Source organism: Streptomyces sp. NPDC044003 (assembly GCF_056435185.1).
Window position 1 is genome coordinate 119,245 of record NZ_JBWKFA010000007.1, and the last position, 25,672, is coordinate 144,916.

Sequence of the window (25,672 nt, forward strand, 5' to 3'; positions counted from 1 at the left end):
CCCGATGGTCCGCCCGTGCCTCCGCCATCACGACGCCTCCGTTGCGGCCTTCGCGCCCCGGCGTGCCATCCGGACCGCGAGCGCGTGCTTGCACGGGCCCCGTCGGCCCTGGTGGTCCGCCCACCACCGGCACGTGCAGCTCAGCGTCCCGGACGATTCGCGCACCCGGTGGCGACGCTCGCCCGAGGCCACCGTCCCCAGGTCCCCGTCCAGCTCCACCGCCCCTTCCACGAGCAGTCGGCGGGCGCTCAGCAGACGGGGGTTGTGCCGTTCGGCGCGGTCCGCGTCGTACGGCAGTTCGCGGTGGAAGTAGGCCGCGTCCGCCACGTCGTACCCCACACGCCCCGCCGTGCCGAGCCGGGTCAGCGCCGCCCGCACCCGGTCGACCGTCAGACCGGCCTGCGCCGCGAGGTCGGCCGGATCGATCCGCGGCTCCCAGGCGAGCAGCACCGCGACGAGCTCGGCGTCCTGTGCCGCCTCCTCCGTGGCCAGCGCCTCCAGGACACCGCCCTCGCCGGAGAAGCCCCGCGCGGGGTCGGGCGACAGCGTCAGCGTGAGCCGCATGCCCGGCAGGGTCACCTCCCAGGCGCTCGCCGTGGCCAGGGTCCCGTCGGGCACCGGGCCGTACACCCGCAGCCCCGTCGCGTACCGCAGCACCCGCTCCAGGGCGGCGAGGCGCTCCGGCCCCGGCAGGCACACCGCGCCCGCGCCCGGCCGCGTCGTCGGGCGCAGGGCCCGCCCGGACTGCGCGATCCACAGCGGACCGCGCCCCCGGGCCTGCCCGCGCGGCAGGGACCGCAGGATGCGGACGGCCTCCGGACCGCCGAGCTCGGCCCGCAGGTCGAAGCGGGCCGAGGCGACCTGCGCCTCCGCGAAGCCCCGCAGCCAGCGGTCCGGCAGCGGGACCTTCTTCTCCACGACCGCGCAGGAGAGCGTGGTCACGGCCAGCTCCTCCGGGCCGACCCGCAGGTGCAGCGGATCGTCCCCGGTCATCCGGGACAGGGCCTCGCGCAGCGGGTCGTTCACGTCGACGTTGGTCGTGCCGTGCCCCGTCTCCGTACCGCCGAGTCCCTCGTCGAGCACGTCCAGGCGCGCGTACACCCCGCCGCAGCCGGAGAAGGACTCGAACCTCAGCCGGTCCCCGTTCCCCGTCACCACCGGGTCCAGCGAGCCGGGCCGCATCCGCTGGTGGTAGCGGGCCGCGGCCACGTCGGCGACCGCCAGCAGACCCCGGGCGGCGATCCGCGGCGAGGCCAGGAAGCCCGAGAAGAAGCGGGGATGGGCCTGCGCCCCTGCGGGCGTGAGGCCCCCCGCCGTCTCCAGACCGAGCAGCCGGCCGGAGCCCGTGGACTCCAGCGCGGACGGGCGGACGTAGGCGAGCGCCTGAACGGATCGCGTCATGGGAACGACGTTAGGACCCGCCTCTGACATTCAGCCCGTGCGGGCCCTCGCACCCGCCCACCAGGGGCTACTGCCCGACCTGCCCCGGCTGCAGGACCTTGCTGAACAGCACCGTCCCGCCCTCGGCCCGCAGCCGTACCGTCAGCTCTCCGCTCCCGCCGTCGATGTCGACCTCGCCGAAGTACTGCGGGCTCTCCATCGGCGACAGGTTCGCCCGCTCCGGCGCCCGCACGAAGACCCGCTCCGGGCCGAAGGTCGCGTCCAGGGCGTTCGCCGGGAACCCGCCCGCCGCCAGCGGGCCGGACACGAACTCCCAGAAGGGGGCGAAGTCCTGGAAGGCGGCCCGCTCCGGCGCGTAGTGCTGCGCAGAGGTGTAGTGGACGTCCGCCGTCAGCCACACCGTGCCGGTGATCCGCCGGTGCTTCACGAACCGCAGCAGCTCCGCGATCTGGAGCTCCCGGCCCAGCGGCGCACCCGGGTCGCCCTGCGCGATCGCCTCGAAGTTCGCCGCGCCGTCCGGGACGACCAGACCGATCGGCATGTCCGCCGCGAGCACCTTCCACACCGCCCGGGACGCGGCCAGCTCCCGCTTGAGCCACGCCAGCTGCTCGGCACCGAGGATGCCGGTGGTGTCGTCGGCCTGCCGGCCGGGCGAGTTGGCGTTCCGGTACGAGCGCATGTCGAGGACGAACACGTCGAGCAGCGGCCCGTACCGCACCACCCGGTGCATCCGCCGCTCGCGCCCCTCACCGCGCGCGTGGAGGGTGGAGACGGGGAAGTACTCGCCGAACGCGCGCGAGGCGCGGGCCGCGAGGACGTCCACGTCCTTCTCCGTGTAGCGGGCGTCGTCCAGGATCTGGCCCGGGTACCAGTTGTTCCGCACCTCGTGGTCGTCCCACTGCACCACCGACGGCACCTGCGCGTTGAAGGCCCGGACGTTGTGGTCGAGGAGGTTGTAGCGGAAGTTGCCCCGGTACTCGTCGAGGGTCTCGGCGACCTTGGACTTCTCCGGCGTCGTGACGTTCCGCCAGATCCGCCCGTCCGGGAGGGTCACGCTCGGCTGGATGACCCCGTCGGCGTAGATCGTGTCACCGCTGCACAGGAAGAAGTCCGGGTCGAGCCGGCGCATCTCCTCGTACGCGCGGAAGCCCCCGATGTCCGGGTTGATGCCCCAGCCCTGCCCCGCGATGTCGCCGGACCACAGGAAGCGGACCCCGTCGCGGCGCCGGTCCGGGGCCGTACGGAAGGTGCCGAGGACCGGCTCGCCCGCCCGGCGCGGGTCGTCCGGGTCGACGAGGGTGACGCGGTAGTGGATCTGCTCGCCCGCGGGCAGGCCGCGCAGGGCGGTCGTGCCGGTGAAGTCCGTGTCCGCGCCGATCAGCGGCCCGAGGTGGCGGCGCGCCTGCCGGAAGGACTCGGTCGCCGAGGTCTCCACCAGCATCCGCGCCGGCCGGTCCGAACGCACCCACACCAGGCCGGAGGAGGCCGTGACGTCACCCGCCTGCACACCCCACTCGGCCCGGGGCCGGCCCGACAGCGCGAACGCGGGCGCGGCGAGACCGGTGCCGCCGAGGGTGAGCGCCGCCGACGCGGCCAGCGAGCCGCGCAGGACGCTGCGCCGTGCGGGGGAGGGGGAGGAGTCGGGCACGGGAAGGGACATGAAAAGGCCTCCGGGGTCGGGTCGTTCCGGTCGCGGACGGTGCGCCGCCCCGTGCCTCACGGCCGGGGCGCCGCCCCATGCCTAACGGCCGGGTGAGGCGCCCGCGCGAACCCCGCGTGAACAGATCGCCCTTGGGGGGCTGGGGCTTGGATCCAATGTCCGGGATCCAAGCCATCGGATCCCGGATCCCGGATCCCGGATCCCGGATCCCGGATCCCGGATCCCGGATCCCGGATCCCGGATCCCGGATCCCGGATCCCGGATCCAATGTCCGGGATCCAAAATCCCCGCCTCACCCCCTCCCACACGCCTCCGCCGCCAGCCTGATCCCGGTGTCGATGGCCGAAGGCGCCAGGTGGGCGTACCCGATGACGAGCCGTACGTCCCCGTCCGCCGGCCGCGCCGTTCCGTACTCCTCCAGGGGCCGCAGCGCCACCCCGGCCTCCGCCGCCCGCGCCAGGAACCGCTCGGAAGGCCCGAACCGCCCCGGTACGCGCGCGATGACGTGCAGTCCGGCCGCGATCCCGCTCACCCGGGTGCCGGGCAGATGCTGCGCGAGCGCCGCGAGCAGCGCATCCCGCCGCTCCCGGTAGGCGCGTTGGCAGCGGCGCAGCTGACGGTCGTATCCGCCGCGCGTCACGAACTCCGCGAGGACGGCCTGATCGAGTACGGGATTGCCGAGGTCCATCGTCCGCTTGCGTTCCACGACCTCGTCGAGCAGCGCCTCCGGCACGAGCATCCAGCCGAGCCGCAGCCCGGGGGCCAGCGACTTGCTGACGGAGCCCGTGTAGGCGACCCGCTCGGGGTCGAGGCCCTGGAGCGCGCCGACGGGGGCCCGGTCGTAGCGGAAGTCGCCGTCGTAGTCGTCCTCCAGGACGTACCCGTCCACCGAGCGCGCCCAGTCGAGGAGCGCGGCGCGGCGCTCCGCCGACCAGCTGATGCCGGACGGGAACTGGTGCGAGGGCGTCACGACCACCGCCCGTATCCCGGAGTCGGCGAGCGGCCCGGGGCGCAGCCCCTCCTCGTCCAGCGGAAGCCAGACCGTCTCCATGCCGGTGGAGGCGAACAGCCGTCCGTGCTCCGGGCTGCCGGGATCCTCGATCCCGACCCGGCGCAGTCCACGCGCGCGCAGGACGAAGCCTAGGAGCGTCGACGCCTGGGCCACGCCCGAACAGACCACGAGCCGCTCCGGATCGGCGACCACGCCCCGCCGTCGCGCCAGCATCGCGGCCAGCGCCTCGCGCAGTTCGGGGAGCCCGCGGGGGTCCGGGTAGCCGAGCGCCGGGTGGGGGAGCCGCGTGAGCACGGACCGCTGCGCCGCCGCCCACGCGCTCCTGGGGAACAGCGACAGGTCGGGGGTCCCCGGGCGGAAGTCCACCCGGACTCCCGGTGCCCCGGCGGCCAGGTCTCGGGTCCCGCGCACGGCCGCCCGGGCCGCGCCGCCCACCCAGGTTCCCGCGCCCCGGTCGCTGCGCAGATAGCCCTCGGCGGTCAGCTGCTCGTACGCCTCGGTGACGAGTCCCCGCGAGACGCCGAGGTCGGCGGCGAGCTCACGGGTGGACGGCAGCCGTGTCCCTGCCGCGAGCCGGCCCGAACGCACCGCCTCCCGCAGTGCCTCCTGCAGGGCTCGCCCCCGCCGCCGCGCCGGGGCTCCGACGGCCGGCAGAAGCAGCTCCCAGGCCGCCTGCCCCGGACTCCCCATGTCATCTGGCCCTTCTCGCCGCCCCCGCGCCGGGGTCCGTCGGTCCGTCCCGGTCGGGACCCATGATGCCGGGGCCCGTGACAGGGCAGCTACGTCGATCGGGTGCATCGGCGGTGTGGCGTCCGCCCGTTGCGGGGTCGGTCGACTGCCATGGACGGGTGAGGGGACGCACGGGCAGCGGCCTGTTGGCACGGATCGCGAACCGGCGCGAGGCCCGGCGCGGAAGCCGGCGCCGAGGTGCGGGCGACTCCGGCGCGGGCCGGCCGGGCCGTTCGCAGTGGCCCGTGCTGGCGGTGGCCGTGCTGCCCGGCTTGGCCGCGATGGTGGCGCTGCTCTTCACGTGGCGGGAAGTACGGGTCACGGAGCAGGGCCAGCTCACGAGCCGGTTCAACGACGCGATCACCAACCTCGGGTCCCCGTCGCTCGACGTGCGTTTCGGCGGCATCTACGCCCTCGAACGCATCATGCAGGACTCGCCGCGCGACCAGCCGAGGGTCGTCCAGGTCCTCTCGGCGTACGTGCGCCGCCATGCGAGCGTCCCGGCGACCGGCTTCGCGAAGGAGCCGGAGGAACCGCGGGAGGGACAGGAGGCACCCGAACACCGACGCCCTGCGACGGACGTGACCGCCGTGGTGAACGTCCTGGCCCACCGTGCCCCGGGGCACGACGGCGATGCCCCGGTCGACTGGAGCCGGGCGGACCTCCGGGGCCTGCTTCTGACCACCTGGGCCGTCGAGGACATCGCGAAGATGCCCGAGGTCGGCTCGTTCCCGCGCGCGCGTGCCCCGTTCGCCTACGTGAACCTGGAGGGCGCGGACCTGCGTCACGCCAACCTGTCAGGGGTCGACCTGCGGAGCGCGTTCGCCGCCGAGTCCAACCTGAGGCAGACCCAACTTCTCCGCGTCGACCTGCGCGAGGCCGATCTGAGCCTGGCCGACCTGACCGAGGCGAACGTGATCGACACGGACCTGTCCGGAGCGGACCTCAGCGGCGCGATCCTGCGGGGAGCATTCCTGGGGGTCTTGGACACGCCTTCCGCCGTCAAACCGGCCGATCTGTCCCGTGCCGTGCTCTGGGACGCGGATCTCACCGGCGCGAACCTCGACGGAGCGACGCTGACGGGGGCGATCCTCGCGGATGCCGATCTGACGGGCGCGTCTCTGATCGGTGCCCACGCCCGCGGCGCCCGGTTCAGCGCGGCCGACAGCTCGCTGCAGGCCGAGGTCGTCGTCGGCACCGTGGTGGAGAGCGCGAATCTGACCGGTGCCGACCTGACCGGCGCCGACCTGCACGGAGCCGACCTCCGCGAGGTGAACCTGACCCGGGCGGATCTCACGGGTGCGGACCTCACCGGAGCGGACCTGAGAGGGGCGAGGACGACCGGAGCCAAACTGACCGGCGCACGCACCGAAGGGGCCCGCGGGTTGTCCGGCTCCGAAGCGCCGGACTGACCCGGACCGGCGACCGGACTCCGCTACTGCCGCACGTCCAGGGTCAGGTGCCCGGACAGCGCGCGGAGGAAGTCCGGCGCGTCGAACAGCGCGCCGGCCGAGGCGACGCCGGTGGTGCGGGTCCGGCCGGTGAGGATCCGGTGGACCGCCTCCACCGCGAGCGGCGCGCTGACGGCGTAGATGTCCTGCCCGGCGGCGACGGCCCGGCGTTCCGCGCCCCCGGAGCGCACGACGACGTCGACGAGGAAGGTCTGCGCGGACCGGCCGCGCTCGTCCACGGCGGTCGGTGCCGACGCGTCCGGCGCCGACAGGTCCTGGGCCGCGTCGACCGCCATGTACGTGCGTACCTCGGGCACCTTCAGATGGCTCGGGACGGTCACCACGTCGGCCATCGTGAACTCGCCGATGACGGGCCGCATGCCCAGGGGGGCGGGGAAGGGCCACTCCACGACCGAGAACGTGTCGTCGTGGTACTCCAGGCGCCCGCCGGTGTAGCGGACGTGCCGGCCGTTCCGCCGCTCGCGGGAGACCTTGCCCGCCGCGAGGGTGCCCGCCGTGGGGTGCCAGCTGCTCAGCCCGTACGCGACGTGCACCTCGTCGGCGGCCGTCCAGTCGCCCATGGCCGTGGTGGCGAGGAGGTCGCCGAGACCGCCGTAGAAGGCCATCGCGGGGACGACGACCGTTCCGGCGGCGCGGGCCCGGTCGGCGAAGCGGGCGAAGGTGTCGGCGTTGGCCTCGATCTCGGCGGCCACGTCCACGTACGGGATTCCCGCGCGCAGTGCGGCCTCGATCACCGGGGCGCCGGTCACGGCGAACGGCCCGGCGCAGTTGATCACGGCCGCCGCGCCGGCCACCGCGCGGTCGAGCGAGGCCGGGTCGTCGACCGACGCCGGGCGGACGTCGAGCCCCTCGTGCGACGCGGCGAGTGCCCGCAGCCTGCCGGCGTCGCGGCCGGAGAGCACCGGGACGAAGCCCCGCTCGAGGAGTTCCGCCACGACGAAGCGCCCGGTGTGACCGTACGCCCCGAACACCACGACCCGCTGACCCGATCCCATGACTTCTCCCGCCGTTCCCGGGCAACGAATTCCCGGTTGTCGAATGTTGAACTACCCCCATCCTGGCGGCCGGTGACGGCGACCGCGAGTGTCCGGAACGACATCCCCCGTACAATTACGGACATGAGGACGCTCGCACTGGCCGTCACCGACGGCATGCTGCACTTCGAACTCTCCCTCGCGTACGAGGTGTTCGGCTCCGCCCCGGACGCGGTGGACGTCCCCTGGTACGACGTGACCCTCTGTGGACCCGGCCCCGCGCGCGTCGAGCGGTTCCGCATGGAACCCGACCAGGGGCTCGACCGGCTCCCGTACGCGGACACCGTGATCGTCCCCGGCTGGGCCGACGTCGACGAGGAACCGCCCGCCGAGCTGGTCGACGCCGTGCGCGCGGCCCACGAGGCAGGCGCGCGCGTGGCCTCCCTGTGCACGGGCGCGTTCGTCCTGGCCGCCGCAGGCCTCCTCGACGGCCGGCGCGCCACCACCCACTGGGCGCACACCGAGGCACTCGCCGAGCGCTACCCCCGCGTCGAGGTCGATCCGGACGTCCTCTACGTGGACAACGGCAGCGTGCTCACCTCCGCCGGCAAGGCCGCCGCGATGGACCTCTGCCTCCACCTCGTCCGCCTCGACCACGGCTCGGCGATCGCCAACACGGCCGCCCGCCGCCTGGTCGTGCCCCCGCACCGGGACGGCGGCCAGGCCCAGTTCGTCACCGCCCCCGTACCCACCCGGGAGGACCACCCGCTCACCGAGCTGCTGCCCTGGGCCGTCGAACGGCTCCACGAGCCGCTGACCGTGGAGGACCTGGCCCGCCGGGCGCGGATGAGCTCGCGCCACCTGGGCCGCCACTTCCGCGCGGCGACCGGCACCACCCCGCTGCAGTGGCTGCTCACCCAGCGGATCCGGCGCGCCCAGGAGCTCCTGGAGGCCACCGACGACAGCGTCGACGCCATCGCGGAGGCGACCGGCATGGGCACCGCCACGACCCTCCGCCGCCACTTCAACCGCACCGTCGGCGTCCCCCCGGACACCTACCGCCGCACCTTCCGCTCCCGCACCCACCCCGTACCCGGTGAGAAGTGGTCCCCGATGGCGTGACGGAAGTGGACCTTAAACGGGGCCGCGCCGGTTCATAGCGTCGGAGGCATGAACGCGAACGCCTTGCGCGGGGTCCTCCTGGTGACCCTCGCCTACGCCCTCGTCGGTGCCTCCTTCACCGCCAACAGCCTGCTCGGCGCCTACCCGTACGCGGGAGGGCAGGCGCTCCGGTACGGCGCCGCCTGCCTGTTGCTCCTTCCGCTGCTCGGCCGTGGCGGGCTCGCCCCGCTGCGGCTCCTGACCGCCCGTCACGGGCTGCGGCTCGCCGCCCTCGCGGCCGTCGGCATGGTCGGCTTCAACCTCGCCGTCCTCGCCGCCGAGCGGACCGCCGAGCCCGCCGTCCCGGGCGTCCTGGTCGGCTGCGCCCCGGTCGTCGTCGCGGTCCTGGTCCCGCTGACCGAGGGTCGCAGGCCCGCCCCCGCCGTGCTGTACGGGGCGCTGCTCGTCGCCGCCGGTGCCTTCACCGTGCAGGGCTGGGGACGGACGGACCCGGCCGGGATCGGCTGGTCGGTGGCGGCGCTCGCGGGCGAGGTGGGCTTCACCGTCCTCGCCGTCCCGGTCCTGCGGATCCTGGGGCCGAAGCTGCTGACGGCCGCCGTGTGCGGGATCGGGGCGGCCGAGGCGGCACTCGTCGGCCTGGTCGTGGACGGCGCGGGGTTCGTGCGGATGCCGACGGCCGTGGAGGCGGGCGCTCTGGTCTGGCAGGCGGCCCTGGCCACGGTCGTCGGATTCGTCCTCTTCTACATGGGCGTCCAGCGCGTCGGCATGGAGAGGGCCACTCTCTACACCGGGGCCATCCCGATCGCCGCCGCCCTGAGCGCCGCCCTGGTCGGAGGCGGCGTCTTCGGCCTCCCGCAGGCGGCCGGCAGCCTCCTCGTGGGTGCGGGCGCCGCCCTGGGCACCGGCCTGTTCACCCGGTCGCCCCGGCCCCTCTCAGCGGCTGCCGTCCAGGATCACGCGCGCGACCAGGGCCGGGTCGTCGTTCATCGGCACGTGCCCGCAGCCAGGCAGCCGGACGAGCCGCGCGGCGGGCAGGGCGTGCTTGGCGCGGACGCCCTGGCGGCGCAGCAGCAGCCGGTCGCGGCTGCCCCAGGCGACGGTGACGGGAACGGCGGGGATGCCGTCACGGAAGAGGGCGGTCCGGCCCGCGGCGAGGGTCTGGTGGAAGCCGGTGGCCTCGCGCAGCGCCAGCGTCTCGGCGACGACGGCCTCGGGTGACCGGCGGCCGGGCCGCGCGTAGATGGTGCTGGTGAGCACGGTGCGCCCGGCGGCGGTGCGCGAGAGGCGTTCGATCACCGGCACGGGCAGCGACAGGGCGGCGCCCCGCATGGCCCGCAGCGTCCCGAAGGCGTACCGCCGCTCGCCCTCCGACCAGAACCCGGCGGGGGAGAGGGCGGTGACCGAGCGCACCAGCTTCTCCCGGCCGAGCTCCAGGGCGAGCAGCCCGCCGAGCGAGTTCCCCGCGACGTGCGGCCGCTCGAAGCCGACGGCCTCGCAGAAGGCGCCGAGCACGGGGACGACGGTGGACAGGTCGTACGGGACGCCCTCCGGCAGCCCGTCGGAGGCCCCGAAACCGGGCAGGTCGGCGGCGATCACCTCGCGTTCGGCGGCGAGGACGTCGAGGACCGGTTCCCAGGCCTGCCAGTGGTGCCCGATGCCGTGGAGCAGCAACAGCGGCTCGCCCGCGCCCCGCCGCTCGTACGCCATGGACGTGGTGCGGGGACCCGCCGGGGTCTCGATCGTGAACGCGATCCGTGCGGGCATGCGGGCTCCTCGGTTCCTCGTGAAGCGCTTCGTGAACACCGGCCGGCGCCACCTTTTAGACGTCCCGTCAGTAAGAATTACCGCTCAGTAGCCAGGAGTTCAAGACGGGAACCGGAAACTGGACACGGCCGGTGGCGTGGGCTGGGATGGACGCGTGCCCACCGACATCCCAGCAGTCGTTCCGACCGACACCCTCACCGAACTCTTCGAGGAGCACCGCCCGATGCTCCTCGGCGTCGCCTACCGGATGCTCGGCCGCACCGCCGACGCCGAGGACGTCGTCCAGGAGTCCTGGCTGCGCTGGACCGCCGCCGACCGGGACGCCGTCCGCGAACCGCGCGCCTTCCTCGTACGGATCACCACCCGGCTCGCCATCGACCGGCTCCGCCAGGCGCAGGCGCGCCGCGAGTCCTACGTCGGCCCCTGGCTCCCCGAACCCCTCGTCACCGACTTCGGCCCCGCCACCCCCGACAGCGCCGAGCGCGCGCTGCTCGCCGACTCCGTCTCGCTCGCGGTCCTCGTGGTGCTCGAATCCCTCTCCCCGCTGGAGCGGGCCGTCTTCGTCCTCCGCGAGGCCTTCGGCTTCCCGTACGGGGAGATCGCCACCGCCCTCGACCGCTCCGAGGCTGCCGTGCGCCAGCTCGCCGGACGCGCCCGGCGCCACGTCGACGAGGGCAGGCCGCGCTACGACGTCGACCCGGCCGAGCGCCGCGACCTCACCGAACGCTTCCTCTCCGCGGCCGCCGGCGGCGACCTCGGCGAGCTCCTCGCGATCCTCGCCCCGGACGTGCGGCTCGTCGGCGACAGCGGAGGCAAGTCCAAGGCGCCGCTGCGGATCATCGAGAGCGCCGACAAGGTCGGCCGTTTCCTCTCCTCGATCGCTCCGGACTCATGGGCCGGATACGCGGTCCGCTTCCTGGAGCTCAACGGCGCCCCGGCCGTGCTCGTCCTCGTCGACGGGAAGCCCGACACCGTCTTCCAGGTCGAGTCGCGCGACGGACTCGTCCAGTGCGTCTACATCCATCGCAACCCCGACAAGCTCCAGGGCGTCGTGGAGCTCCCCGACGCCTGACGGTGATCACGCCATCCGGCCGGATCTCACCCCGCCTCCCCTCCGGGGAGGCGGGGCTTTTTGCTGCGCGGGCCTCACAAGGGCGCGAACGTCCTGTGAACGATCTAGGTCAGAGGGTCACATTCAGGGGCGTTCGACGGAGGATTGGTCTTGACCAAGGGGGTAGCTCGCCTTATGGTCGCAGAGTTAGTGCAGGAACCTTTAATAAACAAGGGCGCGGAAACGCCGCGGGACACGGCGAATTGCGGAGGATCAGGGTGGGGACCACGCAGCTGGCATCGGTACCGGAGCCGAAGTACCAGCACCTCAAGACAGTGATCGGCGAAGCGCTCGACTCGGACTTCGCCGTCGGGGAGATCCTCCCCAACGAGCGCGAGCTCGCGGCCCGCTTCGGCGTCGCCCGCGCCACGCTCCGCCAGGCCCTGGAACAGCTGGAGCTGGAGGGCCGCCTGCAGCGCCGCCGCGGCGTCGGCACCACGGTCGCCCCGCCGCGCGTCGGCGTCGACGTCTCCACCACCCAGCACACCTGGCCCGGTGTCGGCGACGACGTCTGGCAGCCCCAGGACTCCGCGGCCGACGTGGCCCCGGCCGCCGTCGCCCGCGTGCTGGAGACCGGCACCGACGAGCAGGTGCACGTCGTGCGCCGTATCCGCATCAGCCAGGGCCAGCCGGTCGCGGCCGAGCTGCTCTACGTGCCGGCCGGCTCCGTCCCGGGCCTCAGCGCCATCGACGCGCCCGCCGGCCCCGCCCGCGCCCGCGCCGTGCTCCGTGAACTCCAGCACCTCGCCCTCGACGGCCAGGACCGCTCCGTGGAGCTCGGCTCCGCCCGCGCCGACGACGCCAAGGAGCTCGACCGACTGCCGGGCGCGCCCGTCCTCGTCGTGACGACCCGCTACCTCTCCGCCGGGCGCACCGCTGCCGTCTCCGTGGCCACCTACCGCGCGGACACCTGCCGCCTCACCTTCGGCGACTCGGTCGACCTGGTCATGGCCTCGTAACACGGAACGAGTAACGCCGTACGACTGACACCGCACGAGCACCGGCCCGTCGCAGGCTCCCCGGAAAGGGGGCTAGCGGCGGGCCGTCACCGTGCCGTCGACGGCGAAGAGCTGCTCCTCGACGTGGTCGAGGGCGAGCCGCAGGGCGCCCGTGCCCACCGCGGCCTCGCCGAGCAGGGACAGCACCACCCGGGGCGGCCGCAGACAGAACCGCGCCAGCTCCTCGCGGAGCGGCTGGAGCACCCCGTCGAGGCCGGCCGCCCAGCCGCCGACGACCACCAGCTCAGGGTCGATGGCGAGGACCAGGGCCGCCACGTCGTGCACGAGCCGCTGGATGAACCGCTCCACCGCCGCCTGTGCGCGCGCGTCGCCCTTGCGGGCCAGCGCGAAGACCTCCGCGACCGCCTGCTCGTCCAGCGGGTGCAAGGGCTCGTCGGTGGTCGACAGAAGATGCTCGGGAGTGACGCCCCGGCCGAGCAGGTGCAGGGCTCCGATCTCCCCGGCCGCCCCGCCGAAGCCGCGGTGCAGCCGGCCGCCGATCAGCGAACCCGCGCCGGGGCTCAGACCGGCCAGGACGAAGACGATGTCGTCGGAGTCGGTCGCGGCACCCTTCCAGTGCTCGGCGACGGCAGCCGCGTTGGCGTCGTTCTCCACGATCACCGGGCAGCGGAACGAGCGCCGCAGCCGCTCGCCGAGCGCGAGGCCCGTCCAGCCCGGCAGGGCCGTGCCGAGGCGCACCGTGCCGTCGGCCTCCACGATGCCGGGCGTGCCGACACCGACGGCCCGCAGATTGGACCGGGCGACCCCGGCCCTGCGCAGCACGTCGGCCACGACCGTACGCACCCGGTCGAGACGCTCGTCCTCGGGCGCCGTCTCCGACACCTCCCGGGACCCGGCGCCGATGATGCGCCCGTCCAGACCGGAGAGCAGGGCGGCCACGCGGTGCGGGCCGATCTCGATGCCGAGCAGATGACCGGCCTCGGCCCGGAAGCGGAACCTGCGTGCCGGACGTCCCTGCCGCCGGGTCTCGCCCTCCTCGGGCGCCGACTCGACGACGAGACCGCCCTCCATGAGACCCTCGACGACCCCCTCGACCGTGGGCCGCGACAGGCCCGTGATCCGGGTCAGATCCGTGAGCGTGGGCGCGTCGGCGCCCCGCAGCGCATGGAGTACCACCGCGGAGTTGATCCGCCGCAGCAGAGACGGATCCCCGCCGGTCAGCCGCCCCACCGTGTGTCCTCCCAGCTCGTGCGCTTCTCAGGCGGATGGTACTCAATGGGTCGGGATGCGGCGAGTGCCGCCCCCGCGGCGGACCCGGCGGGATCGCGCCCCGCCTCCTGACGCGACGCCAACTGTCAGTGCCAGCGGCTTTACTGTCCCCATGACCACGGCAGGGCACCTGGCGACCATCGACTTACTCCGCACCCGCGCCTTCCCGGCGCGACCGGAGCGATCCGGACCCGTCGACAGCGGTCCCGGCTTCCACATCGGGGAGCTCGCGACGAGCGAGGACTTCTGGGAGGACGACGGCACCCGCAGCCTGCTCGTCGAGGAGCAGTACGAGGCGGAGCGGGACGGGCTCGCGACGCTGCTCACCGCCCGCTGGGGCCCGCCGCTGGAGGTGGCCCTCTGGCCCGTCCTGGAGCGGAGCATGGACGGGGAGGAGATACCGGAGCCGTGGTCGACCCTCAGCTGCCACACCCCGCATCTGAAGCTGTGGCGGGCGGACGGACGGTGGACAGGCCTCGGTGTCTCCCAGTGGGACAAGGAGCTGCCGTTCCAGCTCCTCGCCGTGATCACCGAGGTCGACCCACCTTCCTAGGGCCTAGGTCTCTGCCGCCGCCCGCAGCCGGGCGAACTCCTCCGCCATCGTCGCCGCCGTCCAGTGGGCGTTGAGACCGCTCGGGTTGGGCAGCGCCCAGATCCGGGTGGATCCGATCATCCGGTCCTGCGGCCCGATCGCGGCCTTCGGCTCCCCGAAGGCCGTGCGGTACGCCGTCACCCCGACGACCGCGAGCCAGCGCGGCGCGAGGCGCTCGACCTTCTCCACGAGCAGCCGTCCGCCCTCGCGGTACTCCTCGCGGCTCAGCTCGTCGGCCCGGGCGGTCGGCCGCGCCACCACGTTCGTGATCCCGAGCCCGTACGAGAGGAGCTCTTCCTGCTCGTCCGGCCGCAGCTGCCTCGGCGTGAACCCCGACAGGTGCAGCACCGGCCAGAAGCGATTGCCCGGCCGGGCGAAGTGGTGGCCCGTCGCCGCCGTCATCAGACCCGGGTTGATCCCGCAGAACAGCACCGAAAGGCCGCCCGCCACCACGTCGGGAACGACGCGGTCACGAGCGGCCTCCAGCTCTTCCTGGGTGAACCGGGGAGTCCGGGTCAGAGGATCGCCCCGGGGGTGTAGGCGGCGGCCTCCGGGTGCTGCTTGAGGATCTCGTCGATACGGGAGACCACCGACGCGACCTGGTCGGCGGCGGCGCCCGTGAAGGACAGCTTGTCCGCCATCAGCTCGTCGAGCTGCGCACGGTCCAGCGGGATCCGCTCGTCGGCGGCCAGCTTGTCGAGGAGCTCGTTGCGCTCGGCGCCCTGCTCGCGCATGGCGAGGGCGGAGGCGACGGCGTTCTCCTTGATGGCCTCGTGCGCGACCTCGCGGCCCACGCCGGCGCGGACCGCGCCCATGAGGACCTTGGTGGTCGCCAGGAAGGGCAGGTAGCGGTCGAGCTCACGGGCGACGACGGCCGGGAAGGCGCCGAACTCGTCGAGCACGGTGAGGAAGGTCTCCAGGAGACCGTCGAGCGCGAAGAACGCGTCCGGCAGCGCGACGCGGCGGACCACGGAGCAGGACACGTCGCCCTCGTTCCACTGGTCGCCCGCCAGCTCGCCGGTCATCGAGGCGTAGCCACGCAGGATGACCATCAGGCCGTTGACGCGCTCGCAGGAGCGGGTGTTCATCTTGTGCGGCATCGCCGAGGAGCCGACCTGGCCGGGCTTGAAGCCCTCGGTGACCAGCTCGTGGCCCGCCATCAGGCGGATCGTCTTGGCGATCGAGGACGGCGCGGCGGCCAGCTGCACCAGCGAGGTGACCACGTCGTAGTCGAGCGAGCGCGGGTAGACCTGGCCGACCGAGGTGAAGGCGTGCGCGAAGCCGAGGTGACCGGCGATCCGCTGCTCCAGCTCGGCCAGCTTGCCGGCGTCGCCGCCGAGCAGGTCCAGCATGTCCTGCGCGGTGCCGACCGGGCCCTTGATGCCGCGCAGCGGGTAGCGGCCGAGGAGCTCCTCCAGGCGGGCGTAGGCCACGAGCAGCTCGTCCGAGGCCGTCGCGAAACGCTTGCCGAGGGTGGTCGCCTGGGCGGCGACGTTGTGCGAGCGGCCGGCCATGACCAGCTCCGCGTACTCGGCGGACAGCTTGCCGAGACGGGCGAGGACGGCGACCGTGCGGTCCCGCATCAGCTCCAGGGAGAGCCGGATCTGCAGCTGCTCGACGTTCTCGGTGAGGTCGCGCGAGGTCATGCCCTTGTGGACGTGCTCGTGGCCGGCGAGGGCGTTGAACTCCTCGATCCGGGCCTTCACGTCGTGCCGGGTGACCTTCTCGCGCTCGGCGATGGAACCGAGGTCGACCTGGTCGAGAACGCGCTCGTAGTCGGCGAGGGCGGCATCCGGAACCTCGATCCCGAGGTCCTTCTGCGCACGCAGCACGGCGAGCCACAGCTGACGCTCCAGCTTCACCTTCTGCTCGGGGGACCAGAGGACGGCGAGCTCCGCGGAGGCGTAGCGGCCGGCCAGAACGTTGGGGATGCGGGGCTTCGCAGTCACAGCAGTCACGTGCACAGAGTTTACTGGTGGTTTCTGCAGGCCAGCGCCACGGCCCGGTGTGGAGCTTGCTACGAGACGCAGGTCACGCGCGCGCGTGCCCCGGCCGCTACGGGCCGGCCGGGGGCTCGTACGGCAGCAGCTCGGGGCGCTTGGGCGCGCGGCCGTCCCCCGAGGAGCGGCCGGTCAGGCGCCGTCCGATCCACGGGCCCAGGTGCTCCTTGGCGAAGCGGGCGTCCGCGATCCGCCGGCTCGCCCAGCCGGGCTTCACGGCCGGGGGCAGCGGCGTGCGCCAGTCCTCCTCGGGCGCCAGACCGAGCGTCTGCCACACGGCCTCGGCGACCCGCCGGTGCCCGTCGGGCGTCAGATGCAGCCGGTCCACGTCCCAGAGCCGGGGGTCGCCGAGCGACGGAGCCCCGTACAGGTCGACGACCAGGGCGCCGTGCTCGCCGGAGAGCGCGTCGATGTGGGCGAACAGCTCCTCCATCCGGGGGCGGAAGCGCTCCATGACCGGGCCGTTGCGGCCGGGGCTGCGCATCAGGACGAGCTGCCCGCAGGAGGGTGTGAGGCGTTCCACTGCCTCGGTGAGCAGGTCCCGTACCCGGACCATGTCGACCTTCGGGCGCAGGGTGTCGTTGAGCCCGCCGACCAGGGTCACCACATCGGCCTTCATCCCTGCGGCCAGGTCGACTTGCTCGTCGACGATCTGGCCGATGAGCTTGCCGCGCACGGCCAGGTTGGCGTAGCGGAAGCCGGGGGAGCGGGTGGCGAGCCGGCCCGCGAGGACGTCGGCCCAGCCCCGGTAGGAGCCGTCGGGCTTCAGGTCCGACATACCCTCGGTGAAGCTGTCCCCGACGGCGACGAGACTGTTGTACGTGGCATTGATCTCCATGGCGGAGCGATCATACCGTGCGGTATGCGCGGGGTGCCGTGGAGAACCCGGGAGGGGAAACCCGATGAGCGACGCGCTCCTGAGCACGCTGGCCGAGGCCCTGGCCGAGCTGGTCACGACGGTCGAGACCTCCGACGACGAGGACCTCGACCCGGACACGGCCGTGAAGTGGCTGGAGAACACCGCGCACACCCTGGGCAGACTCGGTGCCGCGGACCGACGCGCCCTCGACGGGCTCTTCCGCGAGGCCGCACTGCGGGAACCGGCCGGCCCCTGGCGCGAGGAGCTCCTCAAGGTCTCCGAGGGCTTCGGCCTCACCGAGGACACCCACGCCGCCGCCTGCGACGCCGCCCTGGAGACCGCGCGGCGCTTCGCCGCGACCGTCCGCACGGCCGACCCGGCGACTCCGGTCCCGACCTGCCCCGGCTGGACCCTCGCGGACCTCACCCGCCACCTCGGCACCGTGCACCTCTGGGCCGAGCACCTCGTACGGACCCGTGCCACCGCGCGCGTCCTCGCCCAGGACGTCCCCCTCGACGTGCCGGCCGACCCCGCCGCGTCCCCCGACTGGCTCACCGCCGGGGCCGAGCGGTTCACCGCCACCGCGCGCGAGGCCGACCCGGACGCCCCGGTCTGGTCGCCCGGCGCCGACCCGCACGTCCGCCACTACCCCCGCCACGTGCTCTTCGAGACCCTGGTCCACCTCGCCGACGCCGAACTCGCCGTCGCGGGGACGGCGGGACCCCTCGACCCCGACACGGCGGCGGACGCCATCGACCACTTCCTCGGGAACGCCCCGTACATCCCCTGGATCGCCGAACCGCTCGCCCATCTCGACCGCGACGGCGCCGTCCTCCGCCTCACCGCCCGCGACACCGACGCCGTCTGGACCCTCGCCCTCGGCGGGGGCGGCTTCACCTGGAGCCGGGAGAGCCGGGAGAGCCGGGAGAGCCGGGGGAGCCGGGGGAGCCGGGGGAACGGCGGCGCGGAGCCGACCGCCGGCGTCGAGGCGGACACCGGGGAACTGCTGCTCCTGCTGCACCGCCGGTACGCGGCCGACGACCCCCGCTTCACCCACACCGGCGACCGGCACCTGCTCGACGACTGGCTCGCCGCCACCGCGCTCTGACACGCCCGAGGGCCCCGGGATCACTCCCGGGGCCCTCGGGGGACGGTCACGGCGCCGCCGGGCGCCCCACCAGTTCGCGCAGCACGTCCTCCATCGCCACCAGGCCGGCCGGCTTGCCGTCCTCGTCGAGCACGGCCGCCAGATGCGTCCGGCTGCGGCGCATCGCGGTGAGGACGTCGTCCAGCGGCGTCGCCGCCCGGACCCGGGCGATCGGCCGCAGCGCCGACACCGGGAACGGCACATCGCGCGGGGTGACGTCGAGGGCGTCCTTGACGTGCAGATAGCCCAGGATGCGGCGCTCGGCGTCGACCACCGGGAAGCGGGAGAACCCGGTCCGCGCCGACAGCGCCTCCAGCTCCTCCGGAGTGGTGCCGGCCTCTGCGTACACGACCTTCTCCGCCGGCATCACGACGTCCCGCACGGGCCGGCGGCCCAGTTCGAGGGCGTCGTGCAGCCGCTCGGCGGCCCGGTCGTCGAGGAGACCCGCGTCGCCCGCGTCGGTGACCATCCGGGCCAGCTCGTCGTCCGAGAAGGTCGCCGAGACCTCGTCCTTCGTCTCCACCCGCAACAGCTTGAGCAGGGCGTTGGCGAAGGCGTTGATCGCGAAGATCACCGGTCGCAGCGCCCGCGCGAGCGTCACCAGCGGCGGTCCGAGGAGCAGCGCGGAGCGCGTCGGCTCCGCCAGCGCGATGTTCTTCGGCACCATCTCGCCGAGCAGCATGTGCAGATACGTCGCCAGGGCCAGCGCGATCGCGAACGAGATCGTGGCGGCCACACCGTGCGGCACGCCGACCGCGTCGAAGACCGGTTCAAGCAGGTGCTCGATGGCCGGCTCGGCGACGATGCCGAGGACCAGGGTGCAGAGCGTGATGCCGAGCTGGGCCGCCGCGAGCATCGCGGAGACGTGCTCCAGGCCCCAGATGACGCTGCGCGCCCGCCGGTTCCCGGAGTCGGCCAAGGGCTCGATCTGACTGCGGCGGACCGAGATCAGGGCGAACTCGGCGCCGACGAAGAAGGCGTTGACGACCAGCGTCAGCAGACCGATCAACAGCTGGATCGCGATCATCGGCCGGCCTCCCCGGACTCGTCCGTGTCATGCGGGGCGGGGCCTGCGGGGGCGTGCAGGAGCACGCGCGCGGCGCGCCGGCCCGAGGCGTCGACGACGTCGAGCCGCCAGCCGGCCAGCTCCACGCTGTCGCCGGCGGCGGGGATGCGGCCGAGCTCGGTCGCGAGGACGCCCGCGAGCGTCTCGTACGGGCCGTCCGGCACCCGCAGGCCGATCGTGGCCAGCTGGTCCGTACGGGCGGCGCCGTCGGCGGACCACAGCTCGCGCCCGTCCGCGTCCTCGCCCGCCCGCGCCAGGTCCGGCGTCTCGTGCGGGTCGTGCTCGTCGCGGACCTCGCCGACGACCTCCTCGACGATGTCCTCCAGGGTGACGACCCCGGCCGTGCCGCCGTACTCGTCGATGACGACGGCCATCGTCTGCTTGCCCGACAGCCGGTCGAGCAGCCGGTCCACGGTGAGCGTCTCGGGGACGAGCAGGGGCTCGCGGAGCATCTCGCCGATCCCGCGGCGGGGCCGGTCCTCGGCCGGTATCGCGAGCACGTCCTTGATGTGGGCGATGCCGACGACCGCGTCGAGGCTGCCCCGGTAGACGGGGAAGCGGGACAGACCGGTCGCGCGGGTCGCGTTGGCGACGTCCTCGGCGGTGGCCTGCACCTCCAGGGCGGTGACCTGCACGCGCGGCGTCATCACGTTCTCCGCGGTCAGCTCCGCCAGGTTGAGGGTACGGACGAACAGCTCGGCCGTGTCCGCCTCCAGGGCGCCCTCCTTCGCGGAGTGCCGGGCGAGCGCCACCAGCTCCTGCGGGGAGCGCGCGGAGGCCAGCTCCTCGGTCGGCTCCAGGCCGAGGCGGCGCAGGACCCGGTTCGCGGTGTTGTTGAGATGACTGATGAACGGCTTGAAGGCGGCCGTGAAGACGCGCTGCGGGGTGCCCACCACCTTCGCGACGGCGAGCGGCGAGGAGATCGCCCAGTTCTTGGGGACCAGCTCGCCGACGACCATCAGGACGACGGTGGACAGGGCGGTGCCCAGGACGAGGGCGACCGAGGAGGCCGCCGAGGGCGAGAGTCCGATCGACTCCAGGGGGCCGCTGATCAGCGCGGCGATCGAGGGCTCGGAGAGCATGCCGACGACCAGGTTGGTCACGGTGATGCCCAGCTGGGCGCCGGAGAGCTGGAAGGTGAGGGAGCGGACGGCCTTGAGCGCGCCCGCCGCGCCCCGCTCGCCGCGCTCGACGGCCGCTTCGAGCTCGCCGCGCTCGACCGTGGTCAGGGAGAACTCGGCCGCGACGAACGCGCCGCACGCGAGAGCGAGCAGCAGCGCCACCACGAGCAGAAGCACTTCGGTCATCGGTTCACCTCCGTCCCATGATCAGTCAGCGGGAGAGGTATCGCTCGATGTCGATGGTCGGAACCAGTGCTACTGGGAGGCTCGCCCATGGGCGGACGTTCACACCTTTCGGTCGTCAGGATGAGTCATCATGGTAAAGGATCAGCAAAGTGGGGCGGGTCCCCCTCTCCGTCTACGCCGTGAACGGCTTCACCCACCGGCGCCACTGCTCCTGTCGCTCGTACCCCGCGGCCCCCCACGCGGCGTGCGCCGTCTCGTTCGCCACCAGGACCATCGCGTCCGCCCGGCGCCCGCCGAGCGCGGCGAAACGATCCTCCGCCGCGCGCAGGAGCGCGGTCGAGATGCCCTGCCGCCGGTGCGAGGGCAGCACGGCGAGCCGGTAGAGCGAGGCCCGCCAGCCGTCCCAGCCGGCGATCACGGAGCCCACGATCCGCCCGTCGGGCAGCGTGGCCAGAATCAGCGCCTCGGGGTCGCGCTCCAGGAGCCGGGTCACCCCGTGCACGTCGTCGGAGATGGACGTGCCCTCGGCGGACTCCCGCCAGAAGGCCAGGACGGCCTCCGCCTCGTCGGTCACGGCGGCGCGAATCTTCACATCGATCATGGCCCGATCCCATCACGCGGCGCGGCGGCACGGCCAGGGACTACCGTCGGGCCGTGCCCAGGACGCAGGGGGAGGACGGCAGCCGCGGACCCTGCTCGGGAACGTCGAAGGAGCGGCACGAGACGAGCTCGAAGCCCGCCTCCTCGATCGCCGCCACGGGGGTACGGGAGGTGTGGCACCCGCCGAACAGCAGCGGCCAGACCGTGCGGTCGAGGCCCCGCTGCACCCGTGCGAGCCCGGGCGTGTCCGCCGCCCCGTGCTCGAAGAACCGCAGCTCGCCGCCGGGCCGCAGCACCCGCCGCAGCTCGGCGAGGACCTCCGGCACGCTCCGTACCGTGCACAGCACCAGCGAGGCCACCGCCGCGTCGAAGGAGCCGTCCGGCCCCGGCAGCGCCTCGGCCGTGCCCGACAGCACGGTCACCGGGACGGCGGCCCGGCGCGCGGCCTCCTCGGCGAGCCGGCGCAGATGGGCCTCCGGCTCGACGGCCACGACCTCGGTGACCCCGGCCGGGTAGTGCGCGAAGTTCAGGCCGTTCCCCGCGCCGATCTCGACGACCCGGCCGGAGAGCCCGGCGAGCAGCTCGGTACGCAGGGCACCGAGCCCGCCGCGCGTGTCGGCCGAGACGCTGAACCGGGCGTAGAAGCGGGCGAACAAAGGGTGGTGGACACGAGGAGGCGAGCCGGGGTGTGTCATCGTCGGTCACCTCATCCCGTCACGAAGCAGAACTCGTTGCCCTCCGGGTCCCGCATGACCTGGAAGGAGCCCTGCTCGTCGGTGACGAGCCCGCCGACCGTCACCGCCCCGAGCGGCACCACCTCCTCGGCCGCCCGTGCCGGATCCGCCACCTCCACGTCGAGATGGACCCGGTTCTTGACGGCCTTGCCCTCCGGCACCCGCTGGAAGGCGATCCGTACGAACTCCGGCGGATCCACGTACGACCAGTCGGCGCTCCGGTCGACGGGATCGCCGCCGAGGAGCCCGGCCCAGAAGCGGACGAGCGCCGCCGGGGCGGCGCAGTCGAAGACGATCTCCTGAACTCGTGCGCGCATACCGTCAGCCTACGGAGACCGGTGCCGCCTGCGCCCCCGCGAACGCCTCCGCGTCCCACGTGCCGCCGAGCTCCGGAGCCAGCCAGCCGCCCGCCGCCGCCCGGAACTCCGCCGGGTCGAGTGCCCCCGAACCCTCCGGTACGGCTCCGAGCAAGGGAGCGCCCGCGGCCTGCGGCAGGTCCGCGAGGTTGCAGCGCGCCGCCAGGTCCGGCGCGTCCGGCCAGCTGCCGACGACGACGCCGAGCTGCTCGATCCCGCGGGCCCGCAGGGCCTCGGCCGTCAGGGCCGTCGAGTTGAGCGTGCCGAGACCGGCCGGGGCCACCACCAGGACGGGCGCGGCGAGCAGCGCGGCCGCGTCGGCGAGGGTGCCGCCCTCCTCGTCGAAGCGGACGAGGAGGCCGCCCGCTCCCTCCACGAGCACCAGGTCGTGCTCCTCGGCCAGCTTCCGGGCGGCCTCGGCGACCTCCCGGGGGCCGACCGGAGCCATCCCCGCCCGCCGGGCCGCCGTCCCCGGGGCCAGCGGCTCCGGGAAACGGCCCAGCTCGGCGGAGGCCGTGGCGCCGGAGAGGCGTACGACCTCGTCCGCGTCGCCTTGCTCGTCCGGGCCGATGCCCGTCTGGGCGGGCTTGAGGACGGCGACGGTGCGGCCGGCGGCGGTGGCGACTGCGGCGACGGCCGCGGTGGTGATCGTCTTGCCGATTTCCGTGCCGGTGCCGGTGACGATGATGATGCCCATGGGGGGTCCTTCCTTGGTCGTGCGGGCGGTGCGGGCGGTGCGGGTTCAGGCGCGGGAACCTCTGGCGCCGGTCAGGGCGCCGTTCCGTTGTGCCCACCCTCCCCCAAGCTCTCGGCTTCGCTCGAGCAGGGGGGACCCCCATCGCCCCTGCGGAACGATTGCCCACAACGGCGGGGCGCAGCCCACGACGGGCATCCGTCAGCCCGCCGCCGCTGCCGCCCTCACCGCCGTGCAGATACGCGCCAGGTCCTCGTCGCCCGTCACGTACGGCGGCATCGTGTAGATCAGGTCGCGGAACGGGCGCAGCCACACGCCCTCCCGGACCGCCGCGCGGGTCGCCGCCGCCATGTCGACCTCGTGGTCGAGCTGGACGACGCCGATCGCGCCGAGCACCCGCACCTCGCGGACGCCCGGGAAGCCGGCTGCCGGGGCGAGTCCGTCCCGCAGGCCCGCCTCGATCCGCTTGACCTCGACCTCCCAGTCCTGGGAGAGCAGCAGGTCGATCGAGGCGAGGGCGACGGCCGAGGCGAGCGGGTTCCCCATGAACGTCGGCCCGTGCGCCAGGACCGGGACCTCGCCGCGCGAGATCCCGTCGGCGACGCGGCTCGTGCAGAGCGTCGCCGCCATCGACATGTAGCCGCCGGTCAGCGCCTTGCCCACGCACATCACATCGGGGGAGACCCCCGCCCGGTCGGCGGCGAACAGCGTGCCCGTCCGCCCGAACCCGGTCGCGATCTCGTCGAACACGAGCAGCACGTCGTGCGCGTCGCAGGCCTCGCGCAGCACCCGCAGGTACGCCGGGTCGTGGAAGCGCATGCCGCCCGCTCCCTGCACGACGGGCTCCACGACCACCGCGGCCAGCTCGTGCGCGTGCTCGGCGATCCGGGCCCGGAGCAGCTCCGCGTACGACTCCTCGTACGCGGCCGGCGGCGCGTCCGTGAACACCTGCCGCTGGAGCACCCCCGACCACAGCTCGTGCATCCCGCCCTGGGGGTCGCACACGGACATCGGCTGCCAGGTGTCCCCGTGGTAGCCGCCGCGCCAGGTGAAGAGCCGCTGCTTCTCGGGGCGGCCGAGGGAGCGCCAGTACTGCAGGCACATCTTGGCCGCCACCTCGACGGAGACCGAGCCCGAGTCGCTGAGGAAGACGTGCCGCAGCGGCTCCGGGGTGATCTCCACGAGCCGGGCGGCGAGCCGGACGGCCGGCTCGTGGGTGAGCCCGCCGAACATGACGTGGCTCATCTTCTCCAGCTGGCCGCGCACCGCCTCGTTGAGCACGGGGTGGTTGTAGCCGTGGACCGCCGACCACCACGAGGACATGCCGTCGACCAACTCGTCCTGTCCCTCGACGGGTTCGGCGAGCCGGAGGCGCACCCCGGACGCGGACGCGACGACCAGCGGCTCCGCGCGGCCCGGCATGGGGCCGTACGGATGCCAGACGTGCGCCCGGTCCAGGGCGAGGAGTTCGTCGTTACGCATTCGGCGCGAGGTCCGTGCCGGCGCCCCGGCGGCGTACGGCCACCAGGTCGGTGCGGGCCTCGTCGGCGGTGCGCGCCGGAGCCGCGGAGGGCGCCGCGTGACCGCCGCAGGGGCCGCAGCCGCCGCCCTCCTCCGCGTGCGAGCCGCAGCCGGCCGAGGCCTCGGAGCCGCAGCCCGCCGAGGCCGTCGAGCCGCAGCCGCCCGTCGCGCCGGCCGCGGCGAGTGCGTCCGCGCGGTGCTTCGGGAGGGTGGTCGTGCCGGCGCCCTCCACCTCGAAGCCCGCGTCCGCGATCATGTCCAGGTCGGCCTGGCCGGCCTGGCCCTCGCTGGTCAGGTAGTCGCCGAGGAAGATCGAGTTCGCGATGTTCAGCGCCAGCGGCTGCATCGAGCGCAGGTGGACCTCGCGGCCGCCGGCGATCCGCACCTCGACGTCGGGGCAGACGAACCGGACCATCGCGAGGATCCGCAGGCAGCGCTGCGGGGTGAGGTTCCACTCCTTGGCGAGCGGGGTGCCCTCGAAGGGGATCAGGAAGTTGACCGGCACCGAGTCGGAGTCGAGCTCGCGCAGCGCGTACACGACGTCGACCAGGTCCTCGTCGCTCTCGCCCATGCCCGCGATCAGACCCGAGCAGGCCGACAGACCGGCGGCGTGCGCCTTCTGCACGGTGTCCACGCGGTCCGCGTAGGTGTGGGTCTTGGTGATGTCCCCGTACGTCGCCTCGGACGTGTTCAGGTTGTGGTTGTACGCGTCGGCGCCGGCCTCCCGCAGCCGCTCCGCCTGGCCGTCCGAGAGCAGACCGAGGCAGGCGCACACCTCGACGCCCTCGTTCTGCTCCTTGATCGCCTCGATCGTCTTCCCGACGCGCTCCACGTCCCGGTCCGTCGGACCGCGGCCGCTGGCCACCAGGCAGACCCGCTTGGCGCCGCCCGCGACACCGGCCGCCGCGGCCTGCGAGGCCTCGTCGGGCTTCAGCCACGTGTACTTGAGGATCTCGGCCTTCGAGCCGAGCCGCTGCGAGCAGTACGAGCAGTCCTCGGGACAGAGACCGGACTTCAGATTGACCAGATAGTTGAGCTTCACCCGGCGCCCGAACCACTGACGGCGCACCTTGCCGGCCGCCGCCACCACATCGAGCAGTTCGTCGTCGGAGGTCGCCAGCACGGCGAGCGCTTCTTCACGGGTCGGCAGCTCGCGCCGCAGCCCCTTCTCCACCAGCGTGTTCAGCAGGTCCATAACCGCAGATCCTTGCTTACCGCCCACCCCCGGGCCAAGGAGGATCCGAACAAACGCCCCCGATAGAGGTGTGTGGATGACCACATCCCGACCTCGGCATCCTGCGGTTAGGGTCTGTGCGCTGCCTA

23 protein-coding genes are annotated in these 25,672 nt (G+C 73.7%); 6 read left to right on the forward strand and 17 right to left on the reverse strand.

Features of this window, described 5'->3' with window-relative positions; all coding sequences use genetic code 11:
- Nucleotides 1-27: 27 nt before the first annotated feature.
- The 3 genes from AC07AW_RS26655 to pdxR form a co-directional block, all read right to left on the reverse strand.
- Nucleotides 28-1,401, reverse strand: coding sequence for an SWIM zinc finger family protein (locus AC07AW_RS26655; RefSeq protein WP_478817974.1), 1,374 nt, complete (start codon nucleotides 1,399-1,401; stop codon nucleotides 28-30).
- 67 nt (nucleotides 1,402-1,468) lie between these two features.
- A complete protein-coding gene (locus AC07AW_RS26660) occupies nucleotides 1,469-3,061 on the reverse strand; it encodes an alkaline phosphatase D family protein (protein ID WP_478817975.1) in 1,593 nt (530 codons plus the stop codon).
- 292 nt (nucleotides 3,062-3,353) lie between these two features.
- Entirely contained in the window at nucleotides 3,354-4,763 is a 1,410-nt protein-coding gene (gene pdxR / locus AC07AW_RS26665) for a MocR-like pyridoxine biosynthesis transcription factor PdxR (RefSeq protein ID WP_478817976.1), read from the reverse strand.
- A gap of 158 nt (nucleotides 4,764-4,921) precedes the next feature.
- Here pdxR and AC07AW_RS26670 point away from each other — a divergent pair, with 158 nt between their 5' ends.
- Nucleotides 4,922-6,214 (forward strand): pentapeptide repeat-containing protein, encoded by a 1,293-nt coding sequence (locus tag AC07AW_RS26670; protein ID WP_478817977.1) that lies wholly within the window; start codon nucleotides 4,922-4,924, stop codon nucleotides 6,212-6,214.
- Between the two features lie 23 nt (nucleotides 6,215-6,237).
- Here AC07AW_RS26670 and AC07AW_RS26675 read toward each other — a convergent pair whose 3' ends face one another.
- Entirely contained in the window at nucleotides 6,238-7,269 is a 1,032-nt protein-coding gene (locus AC07AW_RS26675; RefSeq protein WP_478817978.1) for a saccharopine dehydrogenase family protein, read from the reverse strand.
- Between the two features lie 123 nt (nucleotides 7,270-7,392).
- Between AC07AW_RS26675 and AC07AW_RS26680 the strand changes: the two genes are divergently transcribed.
- Entirely contained in the window at nucleotides 7,393-8,370 is a 978-nt protein-coding gene (locus AC07AW_RS26680) for a helix-turn-helix domain-containing protein (protein ID WP_478817979.1), read from the forward strand.
- A 933-nt stretch (nucleotides 8,371-9,303) separates the two neighbouring features.
- On the opposite strand, the gene AC07AW_RS26685 is transcribed toward AC07AW_RS26680, so the two are convergent.
- Nucleotides 9,304-10,134 (reverse strand): alpha/beta fold hydrolase, encoded by an 831-nt coding sequence (locus AC07AW_RS26685; RefSeq protein WP_478817980.1) that lies wholly within the window; start codon nucleotides 10,132-10,134, stop codon nucleotides 9,304-9,306.
- Nucleotides 10,135-10,288: 154 nt separating this feature from the next.
- Here AC07AW_RS26685 and AC07AW_RS26690 point away from each other — a divergent pair, with 154 nt between their 5' ends.
- Together AC07AW_RS26690 and AC07AW_RS26695 are read left to right on the forward strand one after the other, a co-directional pair.
- Nucleotides 10,289-11,206 (forward strand): RNA polymerase sigma-70 factor, encoded by a 918-nt coding sequence (locus AC07AW_RS26690; RefSeq protein WP_478817981.1) that lies wholly within the window; start codon nucleotides 10,289-10,291, stop codon nucleotides 11,204-11,206.
- Nucleotides 11,207-11,463: 257 nt separating this feature from the next.
- Nucleotides 11,464-12,204, forward strand: coding sequence for a GntR family transcriptional regulator (locus AC07AW_RS26695; protein ID WP_478817982.1), 741 nt, complete (start codon nucleotides 11,464-11,466; stop codon nucleotides 12,202-12,204).
- A gap of 72 nt (nucleotides 12,205-12,276) precedes the next feature.
- Here AC07AW_RS26695 and AC07AW_RS26700 read toward each other — a convergent pair whose 3' ends face one another.
- Nucleotides 12,277-13,434, reverse strand: a complete 1,158-nt coding sequence (locus AC07AW_RS26700; RefSeq protein ID WP_392158382.1) for an ROK family transcriptional regulator — start codon at nucleotides 13,432-13,434, stop codon at nucleotides 12,277-12,279.
- A gap of 151 nt (nucleotides 13,435-13,585) precedes the next feature.
- On the opposite strand from AC07AW_RS26700, the gene AC07AW_RS26705 reads away from it, so the two are divergent.
- On the forward strand, nucleotides 13,586-14,026 hold the full coding sequence (locus AC07AW_RS26705; protein ID WP_478817983.1) for a hypothetical protein: 441 nt from the start codon (nucleotides 13,586-13,588) through the stop codon (nucleotides 14,024-14,026).
- A 3-nt stretch (nucleotides 14,027-14,029) separates the two neighbouring features.
- Here the strand turns inward: AC07AW_RS26705 and mug are convergent, their stop codons facing one another.
- The 3 genes from mug to AC07AW_RS26720 all read right to left on the reverse strand — a co-directional run bounded on the left by mug (nucleotide 14,030) and on the right by AC07AW_RS26720 (nucleotide 16,903).
- Nucleotides 14,030-14,518 carry a G/U mismatch-specific DNA glycosylase gene (gene mug / locus AC07AW_RS26710; protein ID WP_478817984.1) on the reverse strand — a complete coding sequence of 163 codons (489 nt, stop codon included), beginning with the start codon at nucleotides 14,516-14,518 and terminating at the stop codon, nucleotides 14,030-14,032.
- A 62-nt stretch (nucleotides 14,519-14,580) separates the two neighbouring features.
- The gene (gene purB, locus AC07AW_RS26715) at nucleotides 14,581-16,023 is read right to left on the reverse strand and encodes an adenylosuccinate lyase (RefSeq protein WP_478817985.1); all 1,443 of its coding nucleotides are present in this window, start codon (nucleotides 16,021-16,023) and stop codon (nucleotides 14,581-14,583) included.
- Nucleotides 16,024-16,120: 97 nt separating this feature from the next.
- Complete coding sequence (locus tag AC07AW_RS26720) at nucleotides 16,121-16,903, reverse strand: SGNH/GDSL hydrolase family protein (protein WP_478817986.1); 783 nt, start codon at nucleotides 16,901-16,903, stop codon at nucleotides 16,121-16,123.
- Between the two features lie 64 nt (nucleotides 16,904-16,967).
- Between AC07AW_RS26720 and AC07AW_RS26725 the strand changes: the two genes are divergently transcribed.
- Nucleotides 16,968-18,032, forward strand: coding sequence for a maleylpyruvate isomerase N-terminal domain-containing protein (locus AC07AW_RS26725; RefSeq protein WP_478817987.1), 1,065 nt, complete (start codon nucleotides 16,968-16,970; stop codon nucleotides 18,030-18,032).
- Between the two features lie 46 nt (nucleotides 18,033-18,078).
- Here AC07AW_RS26725 and AC07AW_RS26730 read toward each other — a convergent pair whose 3' ends face one another.
- The 8 genes from AC07AW_RS26730 to bioB form a co-directional block, all read right to left on the reverse strand.
- Complete coding sequence (locus tag AC07AW_RS26730) at nucleotides 18,079-19,098, reverse strand: hemolysin family protein (protein WP_478817988.1); 1,020 nt, start codon at nucleotides 19,096-19,098, stop codon at nucleotides 18,079-18,081.
- Nucleotides 19,095-20,444 (reverse strand): hemolysin family protein, encoded by a 1,350-nt coding sequence (locus AC07AW_RS26735; protein ID WP_478817989.1) that lies wholly within the window; start codon nucleotides 20,442-20,444, stop codon nucleotides 19,095-19,097. The genes AC07AW_RS26730 and AC07AW_RS26735 overlap by 4 nt, the downstream gene beginning before the upstream one ends.
- Before the next feature lie 172 nt (nucleotides 20,445-20,616).
- Nucleotides 20,617-21,045, reverse strand: coding sequence for a GNAT family N-acetyltransferase (locus AC07AW_RS26740; RefSeq protein ID WP_478817990.1), 429 nt, complete (start codon nucleotides 21,043-21,045; stop codon nucleotides 20,617-20,619).
- A gap of 40 nt (nucleotides 21,046-21,085) precedes the next feature.
- A complete protein-coding gene (locus AC07AW_RS26745) occupies nucleotides 21,086-21,739 on the reverse strand; it encodes a class I SAM-dependent methyltransferase (RefSeq protein ID WP_478817991.1) in 654 nt (217 codons plus the stop codon).
- Between the two features lie 11 nt (nucleotides 21,740-21,750).
- Nucleotides 21,751-22,095: a VOC family protein gene (locus tag AC07AW_RS26750; RefSeq protein ID WP_478817992.1), complete on the reverse strand. Its 345-nt coding sequence runs from the start codon at nucleotides 22,093-22,095 to the stop codon at nucleotides 21,751-21,753.
- A gap of 4 nt (nucleotides 22,096-22,099) precedes the next feature.
- On the reverse strand, nucleotides 22,100-22,831 hold the full coding sequence (bioD, locus tag AC07AW_RS26755; protein ID WP_478817993.1) for a dethiobiotin synthase: 732 nt from the start codon (nucleotides 22,829-22,831) through the stop codon (nucleotides 22,100-22,102).
- A 198-nt stretch (nucleotides 22,832-23,029) separates the two neighbouring features.
- Nucleotides 23,030-24,310 carry an adenosylmethionine--8-amino-7-oxononanoate transaminase gene (locus AC07AW_RS26760; protein WP_478817994.1) on the reverse strand — a complete coding sequence of 427 codons (1,281 nt, stop codon included), beginning with the start codon at nucleotides 24,308-24,310 and terminating at the stop codon, nucleotides 23,030-23,032.
- On the reverse strand, nucleotides 24,303-25,544 hold the full coding sequence (gene bioB / locus AC07AW_RS26765) for a biotin synthase BioB (RefSeq protein ID WP_392158403.1): 1,242 nt from the start codon (nucleotides 25,542-25,544) through the stop codon (nucleotides 24,303-24,305). The genes AC07AW_RS26760 and bioB overlap by 8 nt, the downstream gene beginning before the upstream one ends.
- Nucleotides 25,545-25,672 lie beyond the last annotated feature (128 nt).